Below are 19,114 nucleotides of genomic sequence, written 5' to 3'. Positions count from 1 at the left end.
CCAGCCCTCCGCTCACGGGGCGCCGCGCAGGCGCCCCACCACGGCCGCCCAGGCCGGACCGCCGAACACGTTGACCACCAGCCCCGCCATCAAGAGCCCCGCGCCCGCAAAGTGCACGGGCAACAACTGCTCGCCGAACACCCACCAGCCCGTGGTCAGGCCCACCACGGGCACCAGCAGGGTGAAGGGGGCGACGCGGTTCACCGGGTAGCGCGACATGAGATACGTCCACAGCCCGAAGCCCAGCAGCGTGGAGATCCAGGCGATGTAGGCCACGGCGGCCATGGATTTCAGCGACAGGTGCTGCACGGCGGCCCACACGGCCGCGGGCCCGTCCAGCAGCAAGGACAGCGCCACGAATGGCAGCGGCGCCACCACGCTCGACCACACGATGAAGGCAAACTGGTTCATCGGCCCGTAGCGTCCCACGGCGCGCGTGACGATGTTGCCGCAGCCCCACATCGCCGCCGCCCCCACGGTCAGTGCGAATCCCGCCAGCGGCATCGACGCGCCGTGGGCACTGCCGATCAGCACCAGCCCCACGCCGGCCAGCGCCAGGCCCGCCACCTGGTTGCCCTGCCATGCCTCGCGCAGCCACCAGGCCGCCAGCAGCAGCGTGAAGAACGACTGCGACTGCAGCACCAGCGAGGCCAGGCCCGACGGCATGCCGATGTGGATGGCGGTGAACAGCAGGGCGAACTGGCCCACCGCCATGGTCATGCCGTACAGCAGGTACAGGCGCAGCGGCACCCTGGGCGGCGTCACGAACAGCAGCGCCGGAAACGCCGCCAGCAGGTAGCGCAGCGCGCCCAGCAGCAGGGGCGGCACACCGGCCACGCCCACCTTGATGACGGCGAAGTTGAGCCCCCAGACCACGATGACGAGCAGGGCCAGGGCGAGATCGCGGGGGCGCAGGGCAGTGTTCATGCCCTGTATTTTCGGTGCACCGGCGGGTCCGTGGCCGCGCGTTTCACGACCGGCCTGGTGCGAAAACGGACATGCCCGGGCCCACCCCGGGGCGTTACGCCGCTTCCACCGCGAAGCTCAGCCCCGCGTGGGCCTGCAGCCGCGCGATCAGCTTGCCGCCCAGCGCGGGCGCCGTGGTCCAGATGCCGCCGGGGGTGTCCGTGGCGTCCTGCAGCAGGCACACGGCCGCCTCGGTGATCATCTTGGAGGTGGAGCCATAGCCCGGGTCGCGGTCGCCCTTGACGCCCACGCGCAGGCTGTTGCCCGCGGCGTCGGTGCCCAGGAAGAGCACGTCGTAGAAGCCGTTCTCGCGTTCCTCGCGGGAAGGGCCCTCGCCGGGCTTGGGGCCCTTGTCCGAGCCCAGCGACTTGTCGCCCGCCACGGCATTGGCCATGGCCTCGCCCTTTTCGCCGGGGCCGGTGATGAGCATTTCGTCGTACACGAAGTCGGTGCCGTAGGCGTGCTGCAGCAGGAAATTGGAGCGGTGCACGTTGCGGGTGTTGATGGCGGCCATCACGAACGGGGCCACCCACACTCCTTCGCCCAGGGCCTCGTCCACCATGGGCTTGTTGCCCGAGGGCTGGCGCGGCCCTTCGAAGCCGGGCGTGAGCGAGAACGGATTCTTCAGCAGGTCCAGCACGGCGGGGTGGGTGGCGGCGGCGGCCATGGTGGCCTTCAGGCTGGCGGCGGTGCCGCCCGAGAACGTGCCCTTCATCTTGCGCACCCGTCCGCGCACCCGGCTCGCGGGGTGGCCGAAACGGGCCTTCATCTCGGTTTGCAGCAGGTACACGCCCAGGTCGAACGGGATGGAGTCGAACCCGCACGAGAACACGATGCGCGCGCCGCTGGCCCGGGCCGTGGCTTCGTGCGCGTCGATCATCTGGCGCATCCACGCGGGTTCGCCGCACAGGTCCACGTAGTCCACGCCGGCCGCCGCGCACGCGGCCACCAGTTCGTTGCCGTAGAGCTGGTAGGGCCCCACGGTGGTCAGCACCAGGCGGGTCTGGTCCATCAGCGCCTGCAGGCTGGCGGGGTCGGTGCTGTCGGTCACGATCAGCGGGGTGTCGGCCGGGGCGCCCACTTCGTCGCGCACGGCGGCGAGCTTGTCGGCATTGCGCCCGCCCATGGCCCAGCGCAGGCCGCTGCCGGCGGGATAGCGCTGCAAAAGGTACTCGACCACGAGGCGGCCCGTGAAGCCGGTGGCGCCGTGGACGACAAGATCGAAGGGTTTGGTCATGGGCTGTCTCCGTGCACTGCTGCGTGCGGGTGGGGGAAGGGGCGGGCGCCGCCGCGGGCGGCCGCCGGCTGCTGGGATGCGATTGTGAAAGACAAGCGGGTGCCGGCATGTCGCCCAGGTGCCGCTTGCAATGGGCAAAAAGTATCGTTTGGCGATACCGTGAAGCCGGACTGCCGCCACTGGCGCAACCCGGCGGGGGCGGCGGGGGCCGGGCCCGGCACCATGAGGTCCGTGTTCAACCACGGGCCTGACAAGGGCCCCACCTCTGTATGTCATCCAATGCCCCCTTCCTCGTTCAGCGTGACACCCGTGCCTGGCAACTGCAGGTGTGGGTCTCGTTCGGCATCGCCGTCTTCCTGTGCGCCGTGGGGCTGGCCTGGCTGCCGGGCCAGCAACTGGAGCAGGCGTTCATGGTGATGGGCTATGTGTTCTGCCTCTCGGCCGCGTTCGTGCTGGCCAAGTTCGTGCGGGACAACGAGAGCGCCGCGCGCCGCGGTGCGGGCGACACGCCCATGTGGAAGCTGGTGGTCTGGGGCGGCTTCGTGGTGGCCATGGGCCTCACCGGCTGGGGCCTGTTCGGCATGGAGATCAACGTGACCTACAAGGCCTTCCTGGGTGTGAGCTGGCTGTACCTGATCACCACTGCCTTCACGCTGGCCAAGATGCTGCGCGACCGCCACGAGGCTGACCTGCTGGAAGCACGCCTGCAAGGCCGCCGCGAAGCTGCCGCAGCACATGCTGCTACGTCTGGTAACAACGCCAGCTGAGTTTCCGGCGTTCGCCCTGGCCCCATGGCGGATGCTCGGAGGTTGCCCTGAAAAAAACCGGTGCTGCCGCGCTACTGCGCAGCACCTCCTGTGAGGAGTGAAACCATGAAGAAATTGCCGAAGATCCTGACCCTTGCCCTGGCCGCCGGCCTGCTGTGCACGCTGGCCGCCCTGCCCGCGCGCGCCCAGAGCGAGGCCTCGGCCGCGCTGTCGCTGCTGCCTGTCGCTTCGGTGGTGGGCACGGCGTCGGTGGCGTCCGCCGCCGCTGGCGCGGTCGTGGCGGTGCCTGCCGCATTGTCGGTGGCGGGTGCGGCGCTGACCGTGAAGACGGTGGAGGCCTCGGCCACCGGCACGGTGTACTTGCTGGAGCGCGCCTCCGACGGCGCCCAGGTCAGCGTCGAGGTGGCGGGCCGGGGCGTGGGCGCATCGGCGCACACCGTGGGCACGGTGGTGACCTGCAGCGTGATCGGCACGGGCGTGGTGCTGTCGGTGGCGGGCGAGGCGATCGCCTTCGTGCCCAACGCCATCGGCCGTGCGCTGCTGCACAACGAGCGCCTGTAAGGGGCACCGCCATGGATGTGCAGCAGATGACCGTGACGACCCCGGCGCATGCCCGCGTGCGCTCCTTCAACCCCGCCATGCTCGGCCTGGCCCTGGTGGCGGGCGCGGCCCTGCTGGCGGCGCCAGCGGCCCACGCGGGCCGCTCCTGCGAGGCCGCCAAGCCCGTGCCGGCCAAGGTGATCGAGCGCGGCATGCAACTGGCGCAGCAGACCTCCGCCGCGCTCGACGCGGAGCATGCGAAGTCTGGCGCCCAGGTGGTGGTGCTCGCCCGCACCGGGCAGGACCTGAGCAAGTACGGCCTGCGCTATTCGCACCTGGGCTGGGCCTACAAGACACCCGAGGGCCCCTGGCGCGTGGCCCACAAGCTCAACGAATGCGGCACGGCCGTGGGGCACCTGTACCGGCAGGGCCTGGGCGAGTTCTTCCTGGACGACCTGTGGCGCTACGAGGCCGTCTACGCCGTGCCCACGCCCGAGGTGCAGCAGCGCCTGCTGGCCGTGCTGCAGGACAAGGCCCGCACCAGGACGCTGCAGCACCCGCCCTACAGCATGGTGAGCTACGTGTGGGGCCGCAAGTACCAGCAGTCCAACCAATGGGCGCTGGAAACGCTGGCCGTGGCCATGGAGCCCGCCACGGTGCGCAACCGCGAGCAGGCGCAGGCCTGGCTGCAGTTCAAGGGCTACGAGCCGACCACGCTCAAGCTCGGGCCGCTCACGCGGATGGGCGGGCGCGTGGGTTCGGCCAACATCGCGTTCGACGACCACCCGGGCGACAAGCGGTTCTCGGACCGCATCGAGACCGTCACGGTCGATTCGGTGCTGGCCTGGCTGCAGCGGGCCCAGCTGGCGGCCGCGCCGGTGGTGCTGACCGTGAAGAATTGATGAAATGGGCCGATTGCGCTTGACTGGTAAGCGCTGGCAGCTATCAAATGCATAGTATCTACAGAGGGGAATGATCATGAGCAAATCACTGCGGCTGTCTGAAAAATGGTTCCGCCGCGGCCTGTGGCTGGTGGCGCTGGTGTTTGCCAGCTTCCTCATCGGGCTGGGCGGCACCATCGTGGGCGATTTGCCCAAGGTCGAGACGCCGCTGCGCGTGGATGACTTCCTGGACAAGCCGGCCGCCGAAAAGCTGCGCGCCCAGGTCAAGGACGCGCGCCAGGCCGAGCAGGACGCGCAGACCGCGCTGGAGCAGGCGCAGCTGCAGCGCAGCAAGGCCCGCAGCGAAACGCAGGCCGCGCGCGAGACCTTCAACAACTGGCTCTCCACCCGCTCGGCCACCCAGCGCGCCGACCAGGACCCGGAGGTCATTGCGCGCACCCAGGCGCTCGATGTGCTCAAGCTCGCCGAGCGCAAGACCCAGCAGGCGGTGGAGCTGCAGCAGCAGGCCGCGCTCGACGCGCGCCAGGCGGCGGCGGCCACGCAGGAGCGCCTGAACAGCATGGAAGCCGATGGCTACGTGAAGCTGGAGGCCGAGCGCCGCAAGGTGGAGCTGCGCGTGTTCCTGTACCGCCTGGCGCTCACCCTGCCGCTGCTGGCCATCGCCGGCTGGCTGTTCGTGAAGAAGCGCAAGGGCACCTACTGGCCGTTCGTGTGGGGCTTCATCTTCTTCGCGCTGTTCGCGTTCTTCGTGGAGCTGGTGCCCTACCTGCCCAGCTACGGCGGCTATGTGCGCTACGTGGTGGGCATCGGCATCACGGCGCTGGTGGGGCGCTACGCCATCCTCGCGCTCAACCGCTACCTGGAGCGCCAGAAGCTGGCCGAAACCCTGCCCGACCAGGAGCGCCGCAAGGAGCTGAGCTACGACGTGGCCCTGGCCCGCCTGGCCAAGAGCGTGTGCCCCGGCTGCGAGCGGCCCGTGGACTTGAAGAACGAGAAGATCGACTTCTGCCCGCACTGCGGCATCGGCCTGTTCGACCACTGCGGCACCTGCACCACGCGCAAGAGCGCCTTCGCCCGCTTCTGCCATGCCTGCGGCACGGGCGCGGGGGTGCGGCTGGCGCGGGATGACTGAGCGGGTCCCCGCGTGACACCCTTGGGGGGGCTGCGCCGCCGCGAGCTTCTGGGCGCGCTGGCCGCCGCCGGACTGGCGGGGGCCTGTGCGCCGCTGCCGGCCCACAGTGCGCCCGGGGCGCTGATCGAGAACGTGACCCGCCTGTACCCCGTGCGCGTGTCGCGGGTGGTGGTGCCCGCCAGCCTGCAGGACGTGGCGCAGGCCGTGCGCAACTGGCCCGGCGCGGTGGCCGTGGGCGGCGGGCGCTACAGCATGGGCGGCCAGGTCGGCGTGGAAGGCGGCCTGCACATCGACATGCGCGGCATGAATGCCCTGGTGTGGCTGGACACCGGGGCGCGCACGGTGCGCGTGCAGGCCGGCATGCGCTGGCGCGACCTGCAGGACCACCTGGATCCCCACGACCTGGCGGTGCGCACCATGCAGAGCTACTCGAACTTCACGGTGGGCGGCTCCGTGTCGGTGAACGTGCATGGCCGCTATGTGGGGCACGGGCCCATCGGCGCGTCCGTGCGGGCCCTGCAGATCGTGCTCGCCAGCGGCGAGGTGCGCGAGGCCAGCCGCCAGCAGCACCCCGACCTGTTCCGTGCCGCGCTGGGCGGCTATGGCGGGCTGGGCGTGATCACCGAGGTGGAGCTGGACCTGGATGCCAACACCGCCATCGAGCGCACCGTGGCCCAGGTGGCGCTGGACGACTACCCCGGCTTCTTTGCCGCCAGGGTGGCCGCCAACGCGCGGGCCGTGATGCACAACGCCGACCTGCTGCCCCCCCGTTTCGACCGCGCCACCGCCGTGACCTGGGCCCGCACCGACAAGCCCGTGACCGTGCCCGGGCGCCTGGTGCCGCGCGGCCAGCGGTATGACCTGGACAAGAGCGTGATCTGGGCCATGACCGAACTGCCGGGGGGCCACCAGCTGCAGCACAAGGTGGTGCGCCCGGCGCTGCTGCGTGGCCAGCCGGTGGTGTGGCGCAACCACGAGGCCAGCCTGGATGCCGCCTCGCTGGAGCCCGCGAGCCGCGCACAGTCCACCTACGTGCTGCAGGAGTACTTTGTGCCCGTGGCCCGGTTCGCCGCTTTCACGCGGGGTTTGGCCCGCATCCTGCAGCAGCATGGGGCGCAGGTGCTCAACATCTCGGTGCGCCATGCGCCGCCCGACCCCGATGCCATCATGGCCTGGGCGCGCGAGGAGGTGTTTTCGTGGGTGCTGTACTACAAGCAGGGCACCCGCCCCGAGGCCTGTGCCGAAGTGGCTCTGTGGACGCGTGCGCTGATCGACCTGGCCCTGCAGCATGGCGGCACCTACTACCTGCCCTACCAGCGCCATGCCACGCGGGCGCAGTTCGCGGCGGCCTACCCGCAGGCGGACCGGTTTCGCGCGGCCAAGGCCGTCTGGGACCCTGCGGGGCGGATGACCAACATGCTCTGGGCGCAGTATCTGTAGAGGGACGCCGCGGGCCGGCGCGGGGGGCTACCCCATCATCACCCGGTTGCGCCCCTGCGCCTTGGCGCGGTAGAGCGCCGCGTCGGCCGCGAGCAGCAGCATGTCCATGTCGGCATCGCCGCCCAGCGTGGCGCTGTGCACCAGGCCGATGCTGATGGTGGCATGCCGTGGAACGTCCCCGGCGGCGCCAAAGGTCTGCTGCTCCACCACCTTGCGCAGGCGCTCTGCGATCGCGTGCGCCTCGGCGGGCGAGGCATCGGGCAGCACCACCGCGAACTCCTCGCCGCCCAGGCGGCCCAGCACGTCCTGGGGGCGCAGCGCGCCGGCCATGGCCTGGGCGAGGCCGACGAGGAGCTGGTCGCCCGCGCCGTGGCCCAGCTGGTCGTTGACCTGCTTGAAATGGTCCACGTCCACCATCAGCACGGCCAGGCCGGCGGATTCGCGCTGGTAGCGCGCGACCAGCCGCTCGCCCTGCTGCAGGAACGCGCGGCGCGCGAGCACGCCGGTCAGATCGTCGTGCCGCACGGCGTGGTCCAGGCGGCGCAGGGCCTCGGCGCGCGCGGCGCTGGCGCAGGCCACGGCCAGCGGCCCCAGCGCCAGCAGCGTGACGCCCACGCGCAGCGAGAACACGTCGCTGGCATGCGCGGGCGTGAAGTTGAGCACGCCCGTGGCCACCCCGGCCATGGTCCACAGGCACACCACCAGCGACAGCAGGCTGGACGTGAACGGGCTGTAGCTGAGCGCGCACCACAGCAGCCCCGGCACCACGAAGGCCAGCATGCCGGGCCCGCCGACCACGGTGCGGATGCCCTCGGCCAGCAGCAGCGAGCTCACGGGGGCCACGCGCCAGAACAGCGATGCGCCCGGCAGGCCCTGCGGGGCGTTCATGGCGGGCGGCGGGTCGTCGGCGCGGGGCGCGGCCAGCACCACCGGCACGATGAGCATGTAGTTCATGAGTTCGGTGCTGAACCACAGGGACAGCAGGTCGGTCCAGGGGGTATCGAAGTACACCGGCGCGGCGCCGCAGCCCGCCAGGGCCCCCACGGTGCTGGCGACCAGCGCCGCCACCAGCAGGTACAGCGCCGACACCGTGCGCTGCAGGCGCCGGATGCGTTCGTCCAGGCGGCGCAGCACCAGCCAGCCCGCCGTGGCGCCCAGCATGTTGGCCCCGTTGAGCCACAGTGCCATGGACCAGTCGCTGCCCGTGGCCAGGTCCGCCGCCAGGTAGCCCACGGCGGCCGCCACCCAGGCCGGCGGCCGCGCGAGCCGGGGGTAGCGGACCAGCAGTCCCAGCAGCAGCGCATTGGCGGGCCAGAACGCCGACAGGAAGCCGATGGGCCGCGCAAAGATGCCCACCAGGCAGGCGGCGAAGATCAGCAGGGCCAGCCCCAGCCAGGCCAGGGGCGGCGGAAGCGGTCGCAGGAGCGCGAAAGGGCGGTACATGGGTGGATGGCGGTGGATCGGCGGGAGGGCGGTGGGCGGGGGTGCCCCCGATTGTCCCCGGGCCGGGCGTGGTGGGGGGCTCGCCCGGCACCCCCGGGACACCGTTGTTGACGATTTCAAACGCCCGCCGCGAGGGTCAGGGGGGGCCTGCCAGCAGCAGCGCCACCAGTTCGCCCGTGCTGCTGGCGCCCAGCTTGCGCATGAGCCGGGCGCGGTGGGCGTCCACGGTGCGGTGGCTGATGTCCAGGTGGCGCCCGATCTGCTTGCTGGTGGCGCCCGTGACGATGTGCTGCGCGATCTCGCGCTCGCGCACGGTCAGCGGCGTGCTGACGGGGCGGCGGTGCGAGATGTCCTCGAACATCCACACGGCGCGCGCGAACGGGTCGGCCCGGTCGAGCGCGCGGCCCGCCACGTGGCACCAGAACAGCGACCCGTCGCGCCGCCGCATGATGCGCTCGTCGCTGTAGCCGCCCGTGTCGCGCATGGCCTTCAGGCCCCGGTGGCCGGTGTGCGTGAACTCGTCGAACGACGGGTACAGCGGCGCCAGCGGCTGGCCCAGCAGCTCGGCCTGGGCATGGCCGAACATGTGGGCGAAGGCATCGTTGCACAGCTCGATGGCGCGGTCGCGTGTCACGCACATGCCCACGGGCGCGAGGTGAAAGGCCAGTGCGAGCGCCTCGTTCGGAACGGCGGGGGGTGCGGGCATGGGGTGGCATTCTGCAGCAACCGCCCCCTGGCGCGGTGTGTCCGCGCCCGGCCGGGAGGGGCGGCTCAGGCCGGGCGTTCGTGCACCACCGCCACGCGGTTGCGGCCCGCGCTCTTGGCGTCGTACAGCGCGTGGTCGGCCGCGCTCAGCCAGTCGGCCCAGGTTCCGCCGGCGCGGGCCACGCAGGCCAGGCCGATGCTCACGCTGACGGGGATGTCCTCGCCATTCTCGGTCAGCCGGATCTGCGCCACGGCCGTGCACAGGCGCTGGGCGATGGTGGCGGCGTCGCCCGCCGAGACATCGGGCAGGTAGACCAGGAATTCCTCGCCGCCCATGCGCGCGAGCAGGTCGGAGTCGCGCAGCTGGCGGCGCAGGCATTCGGCGAAGGCGACCAGCACGCGGTCGCCGGCCGCGTGGCCGAAGCGGTCGTTGATGCGCTTGAAGTGGTCCAGGTCGAGCTGCGCGATGGCGCTGCCCACCGGCAGCTGCGCGGGCAGCCGGGACATGACCCAGTGGCGGTTGCCCACGCCCGTGAGCGCGTCCGTCTGCGCCATCCGCTCCAGGCGCGCCTCGGCCCGTTCGCTGGAGAGCGACGAGACCATGAGGGCGATGCCGAAGTGGCAGAACATCTGCACGTAGAAGGCCCGGGCGAAACCGGTGGAGCTGGCGTTCTCGGTGGCGATGTAGAACAGGCGCAGCGCGAAGATGAAGGCGCTGACCAGCAGGAACCCCGCCAGGAGGGCCCGTGATGGCAGGGGCTCGGCGCGGCGGTCGCGCCATATTTCATGGGCCGAGCCCACCAGGGCTGCGGTGGCCGTCACGTGGAAGGCACCGGCCCGCAGGAGGTTGTCCAGCGGAAACTGTGTGGCGATGCCCGCCACCAGCCAGCCCGCGGGCACCAGGGCGAGCCAGCCCATCGGGATGCGCCTGCGCCCGCTCAGCGCCCGAACGCCCGCCCAGAAGAGGCAATAGCCGACCGTGCCGAGCAGCAGGCTGCCGTGTGTCCAGAGCCAGTCCGGCAGGATGAGGTACTCGCCCCGGCCCGCCAGTTCGGCGCCGATGGCCAGCAGCAGGTACGCCCCGGCCAGCGGCCGCAGCCCCTGGGGCCGGTAGGAATGCCGGCTGACGTGAAAGATGCTCAGGGCCCCGGCCACCAGGGCGGTCTTGTAGAGCAGGAGTACGGTGGGGAGGTCAAGCTGTATGCCCATGTCGCGGTGCAATGGCGGGTTGGTGGCGGTCCCAGGCGGGGACCGTGGTCTGTGGTTCGTGGTCGCGATGGGGGAGGCGCTCAGCGGCGGCGCCAGCGTAGCCGCCACTGCCGCCGGATGACCCGCGCCACGCGCCAGGCCCATGACGCGCGGGCGCGCTCCAGCACGGCGTGCTTGATGCCCATCCAGCGGGCATGGGTCCAGGCGAACCAGCGCAGCTGCATCAGCGCGGCCTGGGTGAGGCTGTACAGCCGGGCCACCACGGCGGTGCCCACCACCTTGGCGATCACGATCACGGTCATGCCCAGCACCACGTGCCCCCGGCCCACCGCCCACAGGGCCAGCAGCTTCACGGGCAGCAGCAGCGCCGTGGGCAGCAGGAACACGGCCACCGCCGCCCAGGGCGGCAGGGCGCGCACGCAGCCTTCGATCCAGCGCAGGCCGGGCCAGCGGCCGATGCGTGCCAGCAACTGCTGCAGCGGTACCCAGCCCCATTCCTCGAACAGGATCAGCAGGGCCAGCAGCCCGCTGCCCAGGCCGGTCAGCATGCGCGCGGGCCAGCGCAGCAGTTGGTGCAGGATTTTTGGAATGATTTGGGCCTCTGGCGCTTGTCTATCCAGCGCGGATAGCTATTGTTTTTATAGCTTCCGATCGTGGTTACACGCCCCGGGCCCGCTCGGCCTTGAAGCGCGCCCGGAACTGCGCGAACGCGCCCGCGTCGAGCGACTCGCGCACCTCGCGCATGAGGTTCAGGTAGTAGTGCAGGTTGTGCACGGTGGTGAGCATGGGGCCCAGCATTTCGCCGCAGCGGTCCAGGTGGTGCAGGTAGGCACGGCTGAAACCCTCGCGCCCGCCCTCGTCCCACGACACGCCCGCGCTGCCCGCGCAGGCATAGCAGGTGCAACTGGTGTCCAGGGGCTGGTGGTCGGCCTTGTGGCGCGCGTTGCGGATTTTCAGGTCGCCAAACCGCGTGAACAGCGTGCCGTTGCGCGCGTTGCGCGTGGGCATCACGCAGTCGAACATGTCCACGCCGTCGGCCACGCCCTGCACCAGGTCCTCGGGCGTGCCCACGCCCATCAGGTAGCGGGGCTTGTGCGCGGGCAGGCGGTGCGGCGTGTGGGCCATGATGTCCAGCATCTCGTCCTTGGGTTCGCCCACGCTCACGCCGCCCACGGCGTAGCCGGGGAAATCCATCTCGACCAGGCGCTCCAGCGATTCCTGGCGCAGGTTCTTGTACATGCCGCCCTGCACGATGCCGAACAGCGCGTTGGGGTTCTCCAGCCGCTGGAATTCATCCCGCGAGCGCTTGGCCCAGCGCAGGCTCATTTCCATGCTCTTGCGCGCCTCGGCCTCGGTGGTGAGGTGGCCCTTGGTCTCGTACGGCGTGCACTCGTCGAGCTGCATCACGATGTCGGAGTTGAGCGTGGTCTGGATCTGCATGCTCACCTCGGGCGACATGAAGAGCTTGTCGCCGTTGACGGGGCTGGCGAAGGTCACGCCCTCTTCGGTGATCTTGCGCATCGCGCCCAGGCTCCAGACCTGGAAACCGCCCGAGTCGGTGAGGATGGGCTTGTCCCACTTTTCAAAGCCGTGCAGGCCGCCAAAGCTCTGCATCACGTCCAGGCCCGGGCGCATCCACAGGTGGAAGGTATTGCCCAGGATGATCTGCGCACCCATGTCGTGCAGGCTGCGCGGCATCACGCCCTTGACGGTGCCGTAGGTGCCCACGGGCATGAAGATGGGGGTCTGCACCACGCCGTGGTTGAGCGTGAGCGTGCCACGGCGTGCGTGGCTGGTGGGGTCGGTTTTGAGGAGGTCGAACTGCAGCATGATGGGGCGATTGTCCCAGACGGGCCGCCCCCGCCTTGTGCGGGCAGGCCGCAGGGACATGGGCTGGCGTTGGCGCGCCGCATCGCTACACTGGTTCCAGACGGGCTACCAGCCCATCACAAGGAGAACAACATGCTCAAGATCCTCATCGCCGTGGATGGCTCGGAACTCTCCCTGGACGGCGTGCACCATGCGCTGGCGCTCCTGGGCCAGGGCCTGAAGGCCAGCGTGGTCCTGGCCAACGTGCAGGAACCCGCCACGCTGTACGAACTGGTGACCACGCGCGACCCCGACCTGATCGCCGCCGCCAGCCTGGAGGCCGGCCAGCACCTCATGGCGTCCGCGCGGGCGCTGCTCGACGCGGCGGGCGTGGCCTACGAGACCGACGTGGGCGTGGGCGACGTGGCCCACACGCTGGTGGACATGATCGAGCGCTCGGGCTGCGACATGGTCATCATCGGTGCCAAGGGGCAGGGCGCCATCACCAGCGCGCTGCTGGGCTCGGTCTCGCAGGAGGTCGCGCACGCGAGCCCGGTGCCGGTGACTATCGTCAAGCATGCCGAGGTGCTGGAAGCGCTGGAAAGCGACGTGGCCGAGGACACCGAGGCCTGAGAACCTGTTCAAGAACTTTTCGGGGGGGGGCCAGAAAAGAAAAGGGCCGCTGTGCGCGGCCCTGGCGGGGATCTTCGGAGGACGGGTGCCCGGCGTGTCAGGCCGCCTTGCGAAACGGTTCGGCCGCGGGCCGCTGCAGCTTGCCGTGGGGCAGGGTGGCCAGGCGCGAGAACATGCGGCGCACGTAGCCGCGCACCCACAGGCATTTGTTGAGCTCGTCCACGGGCAGCGGGCCCGACACCACCACGATGTCGTTGGCCACGTCCTGGGCTCCTGCGGCCCGCAGGCGGCGGCGCGTGTTGTTGGCCCAGGACTGGATGCGCGTGGGGCTGCCGTGCTGGTGCACCTCGCCCGTGTGCGCATCGAACGCAATCGCCACGGTATCGGTTTTCAGCTTGAACCTGCGCTCACCCGTCACGGCGCTGGGCGCCTCGCGCATGTCGTAGAGGTAGTAGCTGCCTGCCTTGAGCTGGTATTGCATGTCCATGGGTGTGTTCCTCTCTGTCGGCATTGTCGAGGGCGCACGGTGCGGGCAATGGCAGGTAAAACGGTGGGAAAGGGGCTCTTATCGGGAGCCGTTCGCCAGGGCCGCGCTGGTTTCTGTGCGCGTGCCATTGTGGCGGCGCCCCGGCGCCAGCGCGCGAAACTTGAGGGCGATGTCGTAACGAGTTGTGAGTAGAGTGTGTGGCGCGTCTGGCCTTTGGTTGCGCCCGGCCGTTGCGTTGCCCAAGGCGTATGCGACTGGCGCGGCCCACGCCAGAGCAGCCAAGCAAGGGCCGCCCCGCAGCGAGGGCTGCGTCCCTCTGCCCGCGCAGCGCAGCGGAGCGAGAGCGGGGGGGGACGGCGCACAGCGCCTCAGGGGGGATGTCCCTGCTAGAAATCCACCAGGCTCAGCCCCAGGCTGAACACGGTGCGCTTGCGGTTGTAGTCGATCATGCTGTCGCCATAGCCGCTGAACAGCTGCGTGTGCAGGCGCAGGTTGCTCTTGCTGCCAAAAAGGCCCGTGCCCACCGTCTGCAGCCATTCCAGGCGCACCGAGCCCCGGTCGCTGCTCGACAGCGAGTGGCGCAGCGTGGCGCCCACGGTGTTGTCCTTGTTGACGTTCCAGAACGCCGACAGCTCGCCCCGGCCGACGTAGTCGCTGATGCCGGGGTTGTCGTCGCTGCCCGAGCTTTCGGGCACGCGCTTCCACAGGCGCGCGTTCACGCTGAAGCTGTTGGAAAGCTCCATGCCGGTCATGAGGTACACGCGGTTCCAGCTGCGCGACAGGGGCTTGCTCTGGCCGTTGGACTGGTGCACCAGGCCGATGCCGCTGTAGCGCCACTTCCAGCCGAACGGCAGCTGCGCCGTGGTGGGGTAGACGTACATGACCTCGGGCTCGTGGTCGGTGGCGCGGAAGGGGCGCGAGATCTGGGGCGTGAACAGCTGCCAGTACGACTGCTGCGAATAGCCGAACCACACGGAATCCTTGAGCGTGGGGTGGCCCTGCGTGAGCAGGCCCTGCGCGAGCTTGGTGCGCACCGACAGCTGGATGCGGTTCTCGGTGCGGCGGTAGGGCGTGGATTCGGTGGCCGAGTGGTCCGCCGCGTCGGACGTGGGCTGGCGGTTCACGTTGCTCGACGCCACCACCGACACGGTGATGGGCCGGTAGCCCCGGAAGCTGAAGGTGCCGCAGTCGCTGCCCGATTCCAGCTCCCAGAAGCGCGAGAGGTCGCTGTACTGCGGGTCGCGGCAGCCCTCGGTGCGGGCCACGTCGATGACGCGGGTGGCGGGCAGGGTGGTGTCCACGGGCGGCGGCACGGCCGACGCGGCGGCGGAGGCGCCCGGCGCATTCCAGCTTTGCTGGTCGGCGGCCCACTGGTCGAAGCAGGCCAGGCGCGCCTGGTTGTCGCTGGACAGGGCGGTGCAGCGGCGCCAGGCGCTCTCTGCGCCCCCGGCGGCCGAGGCGGTGGCGCCGGCCGGTGCCACCGCCTGTGCCAGCGCGGCGCCGGCGGGCGCCAGCGCGGCGGCCACCAGCAGCGCCAGCGTGCGACGCGATGGCGCGGCGGCGGGCGTGGCGGTCATGGCCACCCCACCTGCCTGCGCAGCGCGAAAGGGGCCGATGGAGCTGAAGGGGTGGGGGTGGCGTTGTTCCATGTTCCGCGTATTTCCTTGCCGCACGATCCATCCACCACCTGGCCCGTCCAGGGGGTGCTGATGTTCATGCCGTTGATCGATTCTTCCAGGGTCGGGTCGCCGCCATCGGCGTCGCCGCTGACCGGCGCCGTGGTGCCGCCACGCTGCACGGTACCACGCACGCTGTGTGCCAGTGCGGCGTGCTGCCCCAGCTGCGGCGTGGCCGTGGCGCCCGGCGCGGGGGCCGGCGGCTCGGCCAGCCAGCGGCCCCGCAGGCGCGGGTGGCCCCTGTCCGCCGCGGCGGGGCACGTCGCCGTGGATTGTGGTTCATTTCGGCGGTGGGCGCTTGTAGGATAAGCGCTGATAGCTATCAAAATAAAAGCAGCCCCCCGCCGGGGCGCGGGGCGGGGGCGAGCGGGTGCCGGCCGGGGCATGGGGCGCCTCAGGCCGTGGGCGCGGGCTGGGCGGCCACGGCGGCGTTGGCCGCGCTCGTCGCCTGGGCCTTGGCGGCGAATTCGGCGCGCAGGGCCTTGAGCTTCTCGCGCGGGTCTTCGCGGGCGGTGGTCTTGTCCAGGCCCATCTCGGCGATGAAGCGGCTGGGCTGCGCGGCCACCATCTCGCGGCCCTTCTTGCGCCGCTTGGTCCAGCTCACGGCCAGCGTGCGCTGGGCGCGGGTGATGCCCACGTACATCAGGCGGCGCTCTTCCTGCAGGCGCTGCAGCGTGTCGTCGCTCACCTTCTGCTGGCGCCCCTCGTCGTCGTCGAGCTTGAACGGCAGCATGCCTTCGGTCACGCCCACCAGCACCACGTGCGGCCACTCCAGGCCCTTGCTCGCGTGCAGGGTCGACAGCGTCACCATGTCCTGTTCCTGCTCGCGTTCGCTGATGGTGGACAGCAGCGCGATGGTCTGCGACACCTCCAGCAGGCTCTTGGTCTCCTTGGCCACCACGGCGCCCGCCGTGTCGTCGATCTGGCCGCCCGCGCGCTGGGCCATCCAGTCGCAGAACTCCATCACATTGCTCCAGCGCGCGGCGGCCACCTTTTCGCTGTCCTCGTTGTCGTACAGGTGCTGCTCGTAGCCGATCTCCTTGAGCCACTCGTTCAGGAAGGTGCGCGACTCCTCGGCGCCATGCACGCGGCGCGCGCTGTACTCCAGGTAGTTGATGTAGCGGCCAAATTCATGCAGGCCGTCCATGGCCCGCTTGGGCACGGCCGCCGGCAGCATGCCGTTGAACAGCGCGCCGAACATGCTCTGCTTGTGCTGCGTGGCGAACGCGCCCAGCGCCGCCAGCGTGGTGTGGCCGATGCCGCGCTTGGGCGTGGTGATGGCGCGCAGGAACGCCGGGTCATCGTCGTTGTTGATCCACAGCCGGAACCAGGCGCACAGGTCCTTGATCTCGGCGCGGTCGAAGAAGCTGGTGCCGCCCGAGACCTTGTAGGGAATGTTGGCCTTGCGCAGCGCCTTCTCGAACGGCTTGGCCTGGTGGTTGGCGCGGTACAGGATGGCGAAGGCCTTCCAGTCGGGCGGCGGGTTGCTGGCCGCGCGCAGGCTCTGGATGCGGGCCACGGCGCGTTCGGCCTCGTGCTCTTCGCTGTCGGCGTCCACCACGCGCACGGGCTCGCCCTCGCCCAGCTCGGAGAACAGCGTTTTCGGAAACAGCTTGGGGTTGGGCCCGATCACGTTGTTGGCCGCGCGCAGGATGGCGCTGGTGGAGCGGTAGTTCTGCTCCAGCTTGATGACCTTGAGGTGCGGGAAGTCGATGGGCAGCTTCTTCAAGTTGTCCAGCGTGGCGCCGCGCCAGCCGTAGATGGACTGGTCGTCGTCGCCCACGGCCGTGAAGTGCCCGTTCTCGCCCACCAGCAGCTTGAGCAGCTCGTACTGCGTGGCGTTGGTGTCCTGGTATTCATCGACCAGCACGTGGCTCAGCGCCGCCTGCCACTTGGCGCGCACTTCGGGGAAGTCGCGCAGCAGGCGCAGCGGCATGCCGATGAGGTCGTCGAAGTCCACGCTCTGGTAGGCCGCCAGGCGCTCCTCGTAGCGCGCCATCAGCGTGGCGATGATGCGCTCGTTGTCGTCGGCCGCCTGGGCCAGCGCCTGCTCGGAGGTCAGGCCCATGTTCTTCCACTTGCTGATCACCCACTGCCACTGGCGCGCGGTGGCCATGTCGGTGGTGCCGCCCGAGGCTTCTTTCAGGATGCCCGTCACGTCGTCGGCATCCAGGATGCTGAACTGGGGCTTGAGGCCCAGCACCGAACCATCCTCGCGCACCATGCGCACGCCCAGGGCGTGGAAGGTGCACACCAGCACGTCCTTGGCGCGCCGGCCGATCAGGCCCTTGGCGCGCTCGCGCATTTCGGCGGCCGCCTTGTTGGTGAAGGTGATGGCGGCGATGCGCCTGGGCTCCATGCCCTTCTCGATCATGTGCGCGATCTTCTGCGTGATCACGCGCGTCTTGCCCGAGCCCGCGCCGGCCAGCACCAGGCAGGCCCCGTCGGTGTAGTGGACAGCCTGGAGCTGGGCGAGATTGAGACCGGCGGACATGGATGGAGGAAGAAGGAAAAAGCAGGAGAGGAAGAAGGGGCCGGGGGCACCCAGGGGCGGGCGTACCGCAGCGCCGCCGGAGCGCGCAATGATACCGGCGCGCTCCGGCGGGGCCGGGTTGCGCCGCGGCCGGCCCCGGGCCCGGCGGGGTCTGACAGGGGCCTGACGCCGCCCCCGCGCTGCGGGAAACCCCGCTAGGGACGGGATCGTCACACTTTGATACTACGCCCATCGGTTTTCGCCCGATCCGGGTGGCCGCGCCGTGACGAGTCCCACCATGCACCTTCCTGCCCCACTCCGCGCCCTTCGCCCCCTTCGCGCCCGGGCACCGCTGCAACCTGGTACCCGCCGGCGCCGCGGCCGTGGGGCCCTGGGCGCCGCCCTGCTGGCCTGCGCCGCCGCGCTGGCCCCGGCGCACGCGCAGCTGGGCAGCACCGCCCCGGTGCGTGTCGGCGTGGTCGGCCCGTTCACGGGGCCTTCGGCGGATTTCGGGGTGCCCATGCTCAACGGCATCAAGCTCGCGGTGGACGAGATCAACGCCGTGGGCGGCTACCTGGGGCGGCCGCTGGAGCTGGTCATCAAGGACGACGCCGCCAACCCGGACCAGGGCCGCAAGGTCTCGCAGGAGCTGCTGGGCGAGAAGGTGGTCGCCACCATCGGCTTTTGCAACACCGGCGTGGCGCTCAAGGCCATCGACCTGTTCCAGGAGGCCAGGAGCCCGCTCATCGTGCCGTGCTCCACGGGCACGGCGGTCACGGCCAGGTACCCGGCCGCCGACAGCTACATCTTCCGGGTGCAGGCCCGCGACGCGCTGCAGGCGCCCTTCATGGTGGACGACATCGTCAAGCGCGGCTGGGACAAGGTGGCCATCTTCGCCGACAAGACGGGCTACGGCGAGGGCGGCTACAACGACGTGGTGGCGGCGCTGGCGGCCAAGAACCTCAAGCCCGTGCACGTGGCGCGCTTCGACCTGGGCGTGAAGGACCTCACGGCCGAGCTCGCGGCCGCCCGCGCCGCGGGCGCCAACGTGGTCTACAGCTACACCGTGGGGCCGGAGAACGCGACCATCGCCAACGGCAAGAAGGCGATGGGCTGGAAGGTGCCCCAGGTGGGCGCGTGGCCGCTGTCCTTCCCGTTCTTCCTTGAAGGGGCCAAGGACGCCGCCGAGGGCGCGCTCATGGTGCAGACCTTCATCGCCGAGCCGAGCAACGAGCGCCGGGCCTCGTTCCTGTCGAGCTACACCCGCAAGTACAACGGCAAGGTGGCCGTGCCCATGGCCGCGGCCAACGCGTACGACGCCACGTACCTGCTGATGTATTCCTTCCTCGGCATCCGCGACGGCAACCTCTCGGGCAAGGCCATCAAGGAATCGCTGGAGGGCAGGATGAAGACCTACTACGGGGTGGTGTCCACCTACGACAAGCCGTTCAGCGTGCAGGACAAGGAGGCCATCACCCGCAACATGCTGGTCATCGGCATGGTCAGGAACGGTGCCATCACCTTCGCCTACCCCGAGGACGCCAAGCGCAACCTGATCGTGCAGCGCAAGCAGTAGTGGCGCGCAAGGGCACCGCCGCGCCGGCGCTCGCGCCGTGCATTCGCCAGGGGTGATGGCCCCCGCCTGACTTTGCGCTGACCGCCGCCGGCGCCCGGCGACCGGCCGCGCCGCGCAGC

The 19,114-nt window shown here is 70.3% G+C and carries 18 protein-coding genes; 7 read left to right on the top strand and 11 right to left on the bottom strand.

Annotated elements, in window-relative coordinates:
- Window positions 1–12: 12 nt before the first annotated feature.
- Entirely contained in the window at window positions 13–915 is a 903-nt protein-coding gene (locus ACAM51_RS10870; protein ID WP_369643802.1) for an EamA family transporter, read from the bottom strand.
- Between the two features lie 106 nt (window positions 916–1,021).
- Entirely contained in the window at window positions 1,022–2,203 is a 1,182-nt protein-coding gene (locus ACAM51_RS10865) for a trans-acting enoyl reductase family protein (protein WP_369643542.1), read from the bottom strand.
- Window positions 2,204–2,472: 269 nt separating this feature from the next.
- On the opposite strand from ACAM51_RS10865, the gene ACAM51_RS10860 reads away from it, so the two are divergent.
- The 5 genes from ACAM51_RS10860 to ACAM51_RS10840 all read left to right on the top strand — a co-directional run bounded on the left by ACAM51_RS10860 (window position 2,473) and on the right by ACAM51_RS10840 (window position 6,984).
- Window positions 2,473–2,970: a YiaA/YiaB family inner membrane protein gene (locus ACAM51_RS10860; RefSeq protein WP_218341277.1), complete on the top strand. Its 498-nt coding sequence runs from the start codon at window positions 2,473–2,475 to the stop codon at window positions 2,968–2,970.
- A 105-nt stretch (window positions 2,971–3,075) separates the two neighbouring features.
- Complete coding sequence (locus tag ACAM51_RS10855) at window positions 3,076–3,531, top strand: hypothetical protein (RefSeq protein WP_218341278.1); 456 nt, start codon at window positions 3,076–3,078, stop codon at window positions 3,529–3,531.
- 77 nt (window positions 3,532–3,608) lie between these two features.
- On the top strand, window positions 3,609–4,412 hold the full coding sequence (locus ACAM51_RS10850) for a DUF2145 domain-containing protein (RefSeq protein WP_369643801.1): 804 nt from the start codon (window positions 3,609–3,611) through the stop codon (window positions 4,410–4,412).
- A gap of 76 nt (window positions 4,413–4,488) precedes the next feature.
- The gene (locus tag ACAM51_RS10845) at window positions 4,489–5,544 is read left to right on the top strand and encodes a serine endopeptidase (protein ID WP_218296880.1); all 1,056 of its coding nucleotides are present in this window, start codon (window positions 4,489–4,491) and stop codon (window positions 5,542–5,544) included.
- Window positions 5,545–5,556: 12 nt separating this feature from the next.
- Window positions 5,557–6,984, top strand: a complete 1,428-nt coding sequence (locus ACAM51_RS10840; protein ID WP_369643541.1) for an FAD-binding oxidoreductase — start codon at window positions 5,557–5,559, stop codon at window positions 6,982–6,984.
- Between the two features lie 27 nt (window positions 6,985–7,011).
- On the opposite strand, the gene ACAM51_RS10835 is transcribed toward ACAM51_RS10840, so the two are convergent.
- From ACAM51_RS10835 to tgt, 5 genes are all read right to left on the bottom strand, one after another.
- Window positions 7,012–8,427, bottom strand: coding sequence for a diguanylate cyclase (locus ACAM51_RS10835; RefSeq protein WP_218341280.1), 1,416 nt, complete (start codon window positions 8,425–8,427; stop codon window positions 7,012–7,014).
- A gap of 136 nt (window positions 8,428–8,563) precedes the next feature.
- On the bottom strand, window positions 8,564–9,133 hold the full coding sequence (locus ACAM51_RS10830; RefSeq protein ID WP_218296883.1) for a LuxR C-terminal-related transcriptional regulator: 570 nt from the start codon (window positions 9,131–9,133) through the stop codon (window positions 8,564–8,566).
- 65 nt (window positions 9,134–9,198) lie between these two features.
- Window positions 9,199–10,341 carry a GGDEF domain-containing protein gene (locus ACAM51_RS10825; RefSeq protein ID WP_369643540.1) on the bottom strand — a complete coding sequence of 381 codons (1,143 nt, stop codon included), beginning with the start codon at window positions 10,339–10,341 and terminating at the stop codon, window positions 9,199–9,201.
- A gap of 80 nt (window positions 10,342–10,421) precedes the next feature.
- A complete protein-coding gene (locus tag ACAM51_RS10820; RefSeq protein ID WP_255591624.1) occupies window positions 10,422–10,889 on the bottom strand; it encodes a hypothetical protein in 468 nt (155 codons plus the stop codon).
- A gap of 109 nt (window positions 10,890–10,998) precedes the next feature.
- On the bottom strand, window positions 10,999–12,171 hold the full coding sequence (gene tgt / locus ACAM51_RS10815; RefSeq protein ID WP_218296885.1) for a tRNA guanosine(34) transglycosylase Tgt: 1,173 nt from the start codon (window positions 12,169–12,171) through the stop codon (window positions 10,999–11,001).
- Between the two features lie 132 nt (window positions 12,172–12,303).
- On the opposite strand from tgt, the gene ACAM51_RS10810 reads away from it, so the two are divergent.
- Entirely contained in the window at window positions 12,304–12,783 is a 480-nt protein-coding gene (locus ACAM51_RS10810) for a universal stress protein (RefSeq protein ID WP_218296886.1), read from the top strand.
- 97 nt (window positions 12,784–12,880) lie between these two features.
- On the opposite strand, the gene ACAM51_RS10805 is transcribed toward ACAM51_RS10810, so the two are convergent.
- The 4 genes from ACAM51_RS10805 to ACAM51_RS10790 all read right to left on the bottom strand — a co-directional run bounded on the left by ACAM51_RS10805 (window position 12,881) and on the right by ACAM51_RS10790 (window position 17,440).
- A complete protein-coding gene (locus tag ACAM51_RS10805) occupies window positions 12,881–13,270 on the bottom strand; it encodes a hypothetical protein (protein WP_010466226.1) in 390 nt (129 codons plus the stop codon).
- A gap of 386 nt (window positions 13,271–13,656) precedes the next feature.
- The gene (locus ACAM51_RS10800) at window positions 13,657–14,847 is read right to left on the bottom strand and encodes a phospholipase A (RefSeq protein WP_369643539.1); all 1,191 of its coding nucleotides are present in this window, start codon (window positions 14,845–14,847) and stop codon (window positions 13,657–13,659) included.
- Window positions 14,844–15,080, bottom strand: a complete 237-nt coding sequence (locus tag ACAM51_RS10795; protein WP_369643538.1) for a hypothetical protein — start codon at window positions 15,078–15,080, stop codon at window positions 14,844–14,846. Before ACAM51_RS10795 ends, ACAM51_RS10800 begins: the two co-directional genes overlap by 4 nt.
- Before the next feature lie 260 nt (window positions 15,081–15,340).
- On the bottom strand, window positions 15,341–17,440 hold the full coding sequence (locus tag ACAM51_RS10790; protein WP_218296888.1) for an ATP-dependent helicase: 2,100 nt from the start codon (window positions 17,438–17,440) through the stop codon (window positions 15,341–15,343).
- Between the two features lie 277 nt (window positions 17,441–17,717).
- On the opposite strand from ACAM51_RS10790, the gene ACAM51_RS10785 reads away from it, so the two are divergent.
- Window positions 17,718–18,995 (top strand): ABC transporter substrate-binding protein, encoded by a 1,278-nt coding sequence (locus tag ACAM51_RS10785; RefSeq protein WP_255591627.1) that lies wholly within the window; start codon window positions 17,718–17,720, stop codon window positions 18,993–18,995.
- Window positions 18,996–19,114: the final 119 nt, after the last annotated feature.

Source organism: Acidovorax sp. A79, assembly GCF_041154505.1.
Taxonomy (GTDB): domain Bacteria; phylum Pseudomonadota; class Gammaproteobacteria; order Burkholderiales; family Burkholderiaceae_C; genus Acidovorax.
This window is presented reverse-complemented; position numbering and strand designations above follow the sequence as displayed.

Excerpts from the sequence above, each read along its gene's own strand:
- ACAM51_RS10800 (WP_369643539.1), bottom strand. The coding sequence starts at position 14,847 with ATGACCGCCACGCCCGCCGCCGCGCCATCGCGTCGCACGCTGGCGCTG.
- ACAM51_RS10865 (WP_369643542.1), bottom strand. The coding sequence starts at position 2,203 with ATGACCAAACCCTTCGATCTTGTCGTCCACGGCGCCACCGGCTTCACG.
- ACAM51_RS10790 (WP_218296888.1), bottom strand. The coding sequence starts at position 17,440 with ATGTCCGCCGGTCTCAATCTCGCCCAGCTCCAGGCTGTCCACTACACC.
- ACAM51_RS10855 (WP_218341278.1), top strand. The coding sequence starts at position 3,076 with ATGAAGAAATTGCCGAAGATCCTGACCCTTGCCCTGGCCGCCGGCCTG.
- ACAM51_RS10835 (WP_218341280.1), bottom strand. The coding sequence starts at position 8,427 with ATGTACCGCCCTTTCGCGCTCCTGCGACCGCTTCCGCCGCCCCTGGCC.
- ACAM51_RS10785 (WP_255591627.1), top strand. The coding sequence starts at position 17,718 with ATGCACCTTCCTGCCCCACTCCGCGCCCTTCGCCCCCTTCGCGCCCGG.
- ACAM51_RS10825 (WP_369643540.1), bottom strand. The coding sequence starts at position 10,341 with ATGGGCATACAGCTTGACCTCCCCACCGTACTCCTGCTCTACAAGACC.
- ACAM51_RS10810 (WP_218296886.1), top strand. The coding sequence starts at position 12,304 with ATGCTCAAGATCCTCATCGCCGTGGATGGCTCGGAACTCTCCCTGGAC.
- ACAM51_RS10850 (WP_369643801.1), top strand. The coding sequence starts at position 3,609 with ATGCTCGGCCTGGCCCTGGTGGCGGGCGCGGCCCTGCTGGCGGCGCCA.
- ACAM51_RS10845 (WP_218296880.1), top strand. The coding sequence starts at position 4,489 with ATGAGCAAATCACTGCGGCTGTCTGAAAAATGGTTCCGCCGCGGCCTG.
- ACAM51_RS10830 (WP_218296883.1), bottom strand. The coding sequence starts at position 9,133 with ATGCCCGCACCCCCCGCCGTTCCGAACGAGGCGCTCGCACTGGCCTTT.
- ACAM51_RS10820 (WP_255591624.1), bottom strand. The coding sequence starts at position 10,889 with ATGCTGACCGGCCTGGGCAGCGGGCTGCTGGCCCTGCTGATCCTGTTC.
- tgt (WP_218296885.1), bottom strand. The coding sequence starts at position 12,171 with ATGCTGCAGTTCGACCTCCTCAAAACCGACCCCACCAGCCACGCACGC.
- ACAM51_RS10805 (WP_010466226.1), bottom strand. The coding sequence starts at position 13,270 with ATGGACATGCAATACCAGCTCAAGGCAGGCAGCTACTACCTCTACGAC.
- ACAM51_RS10860 (WP_218341277.1), top strand. The coding sequence starts at position 2,473 with ATGTCATCCAATGCCCCCTTCCTCGTTCAGCGTGACACCCGTGCCTGG.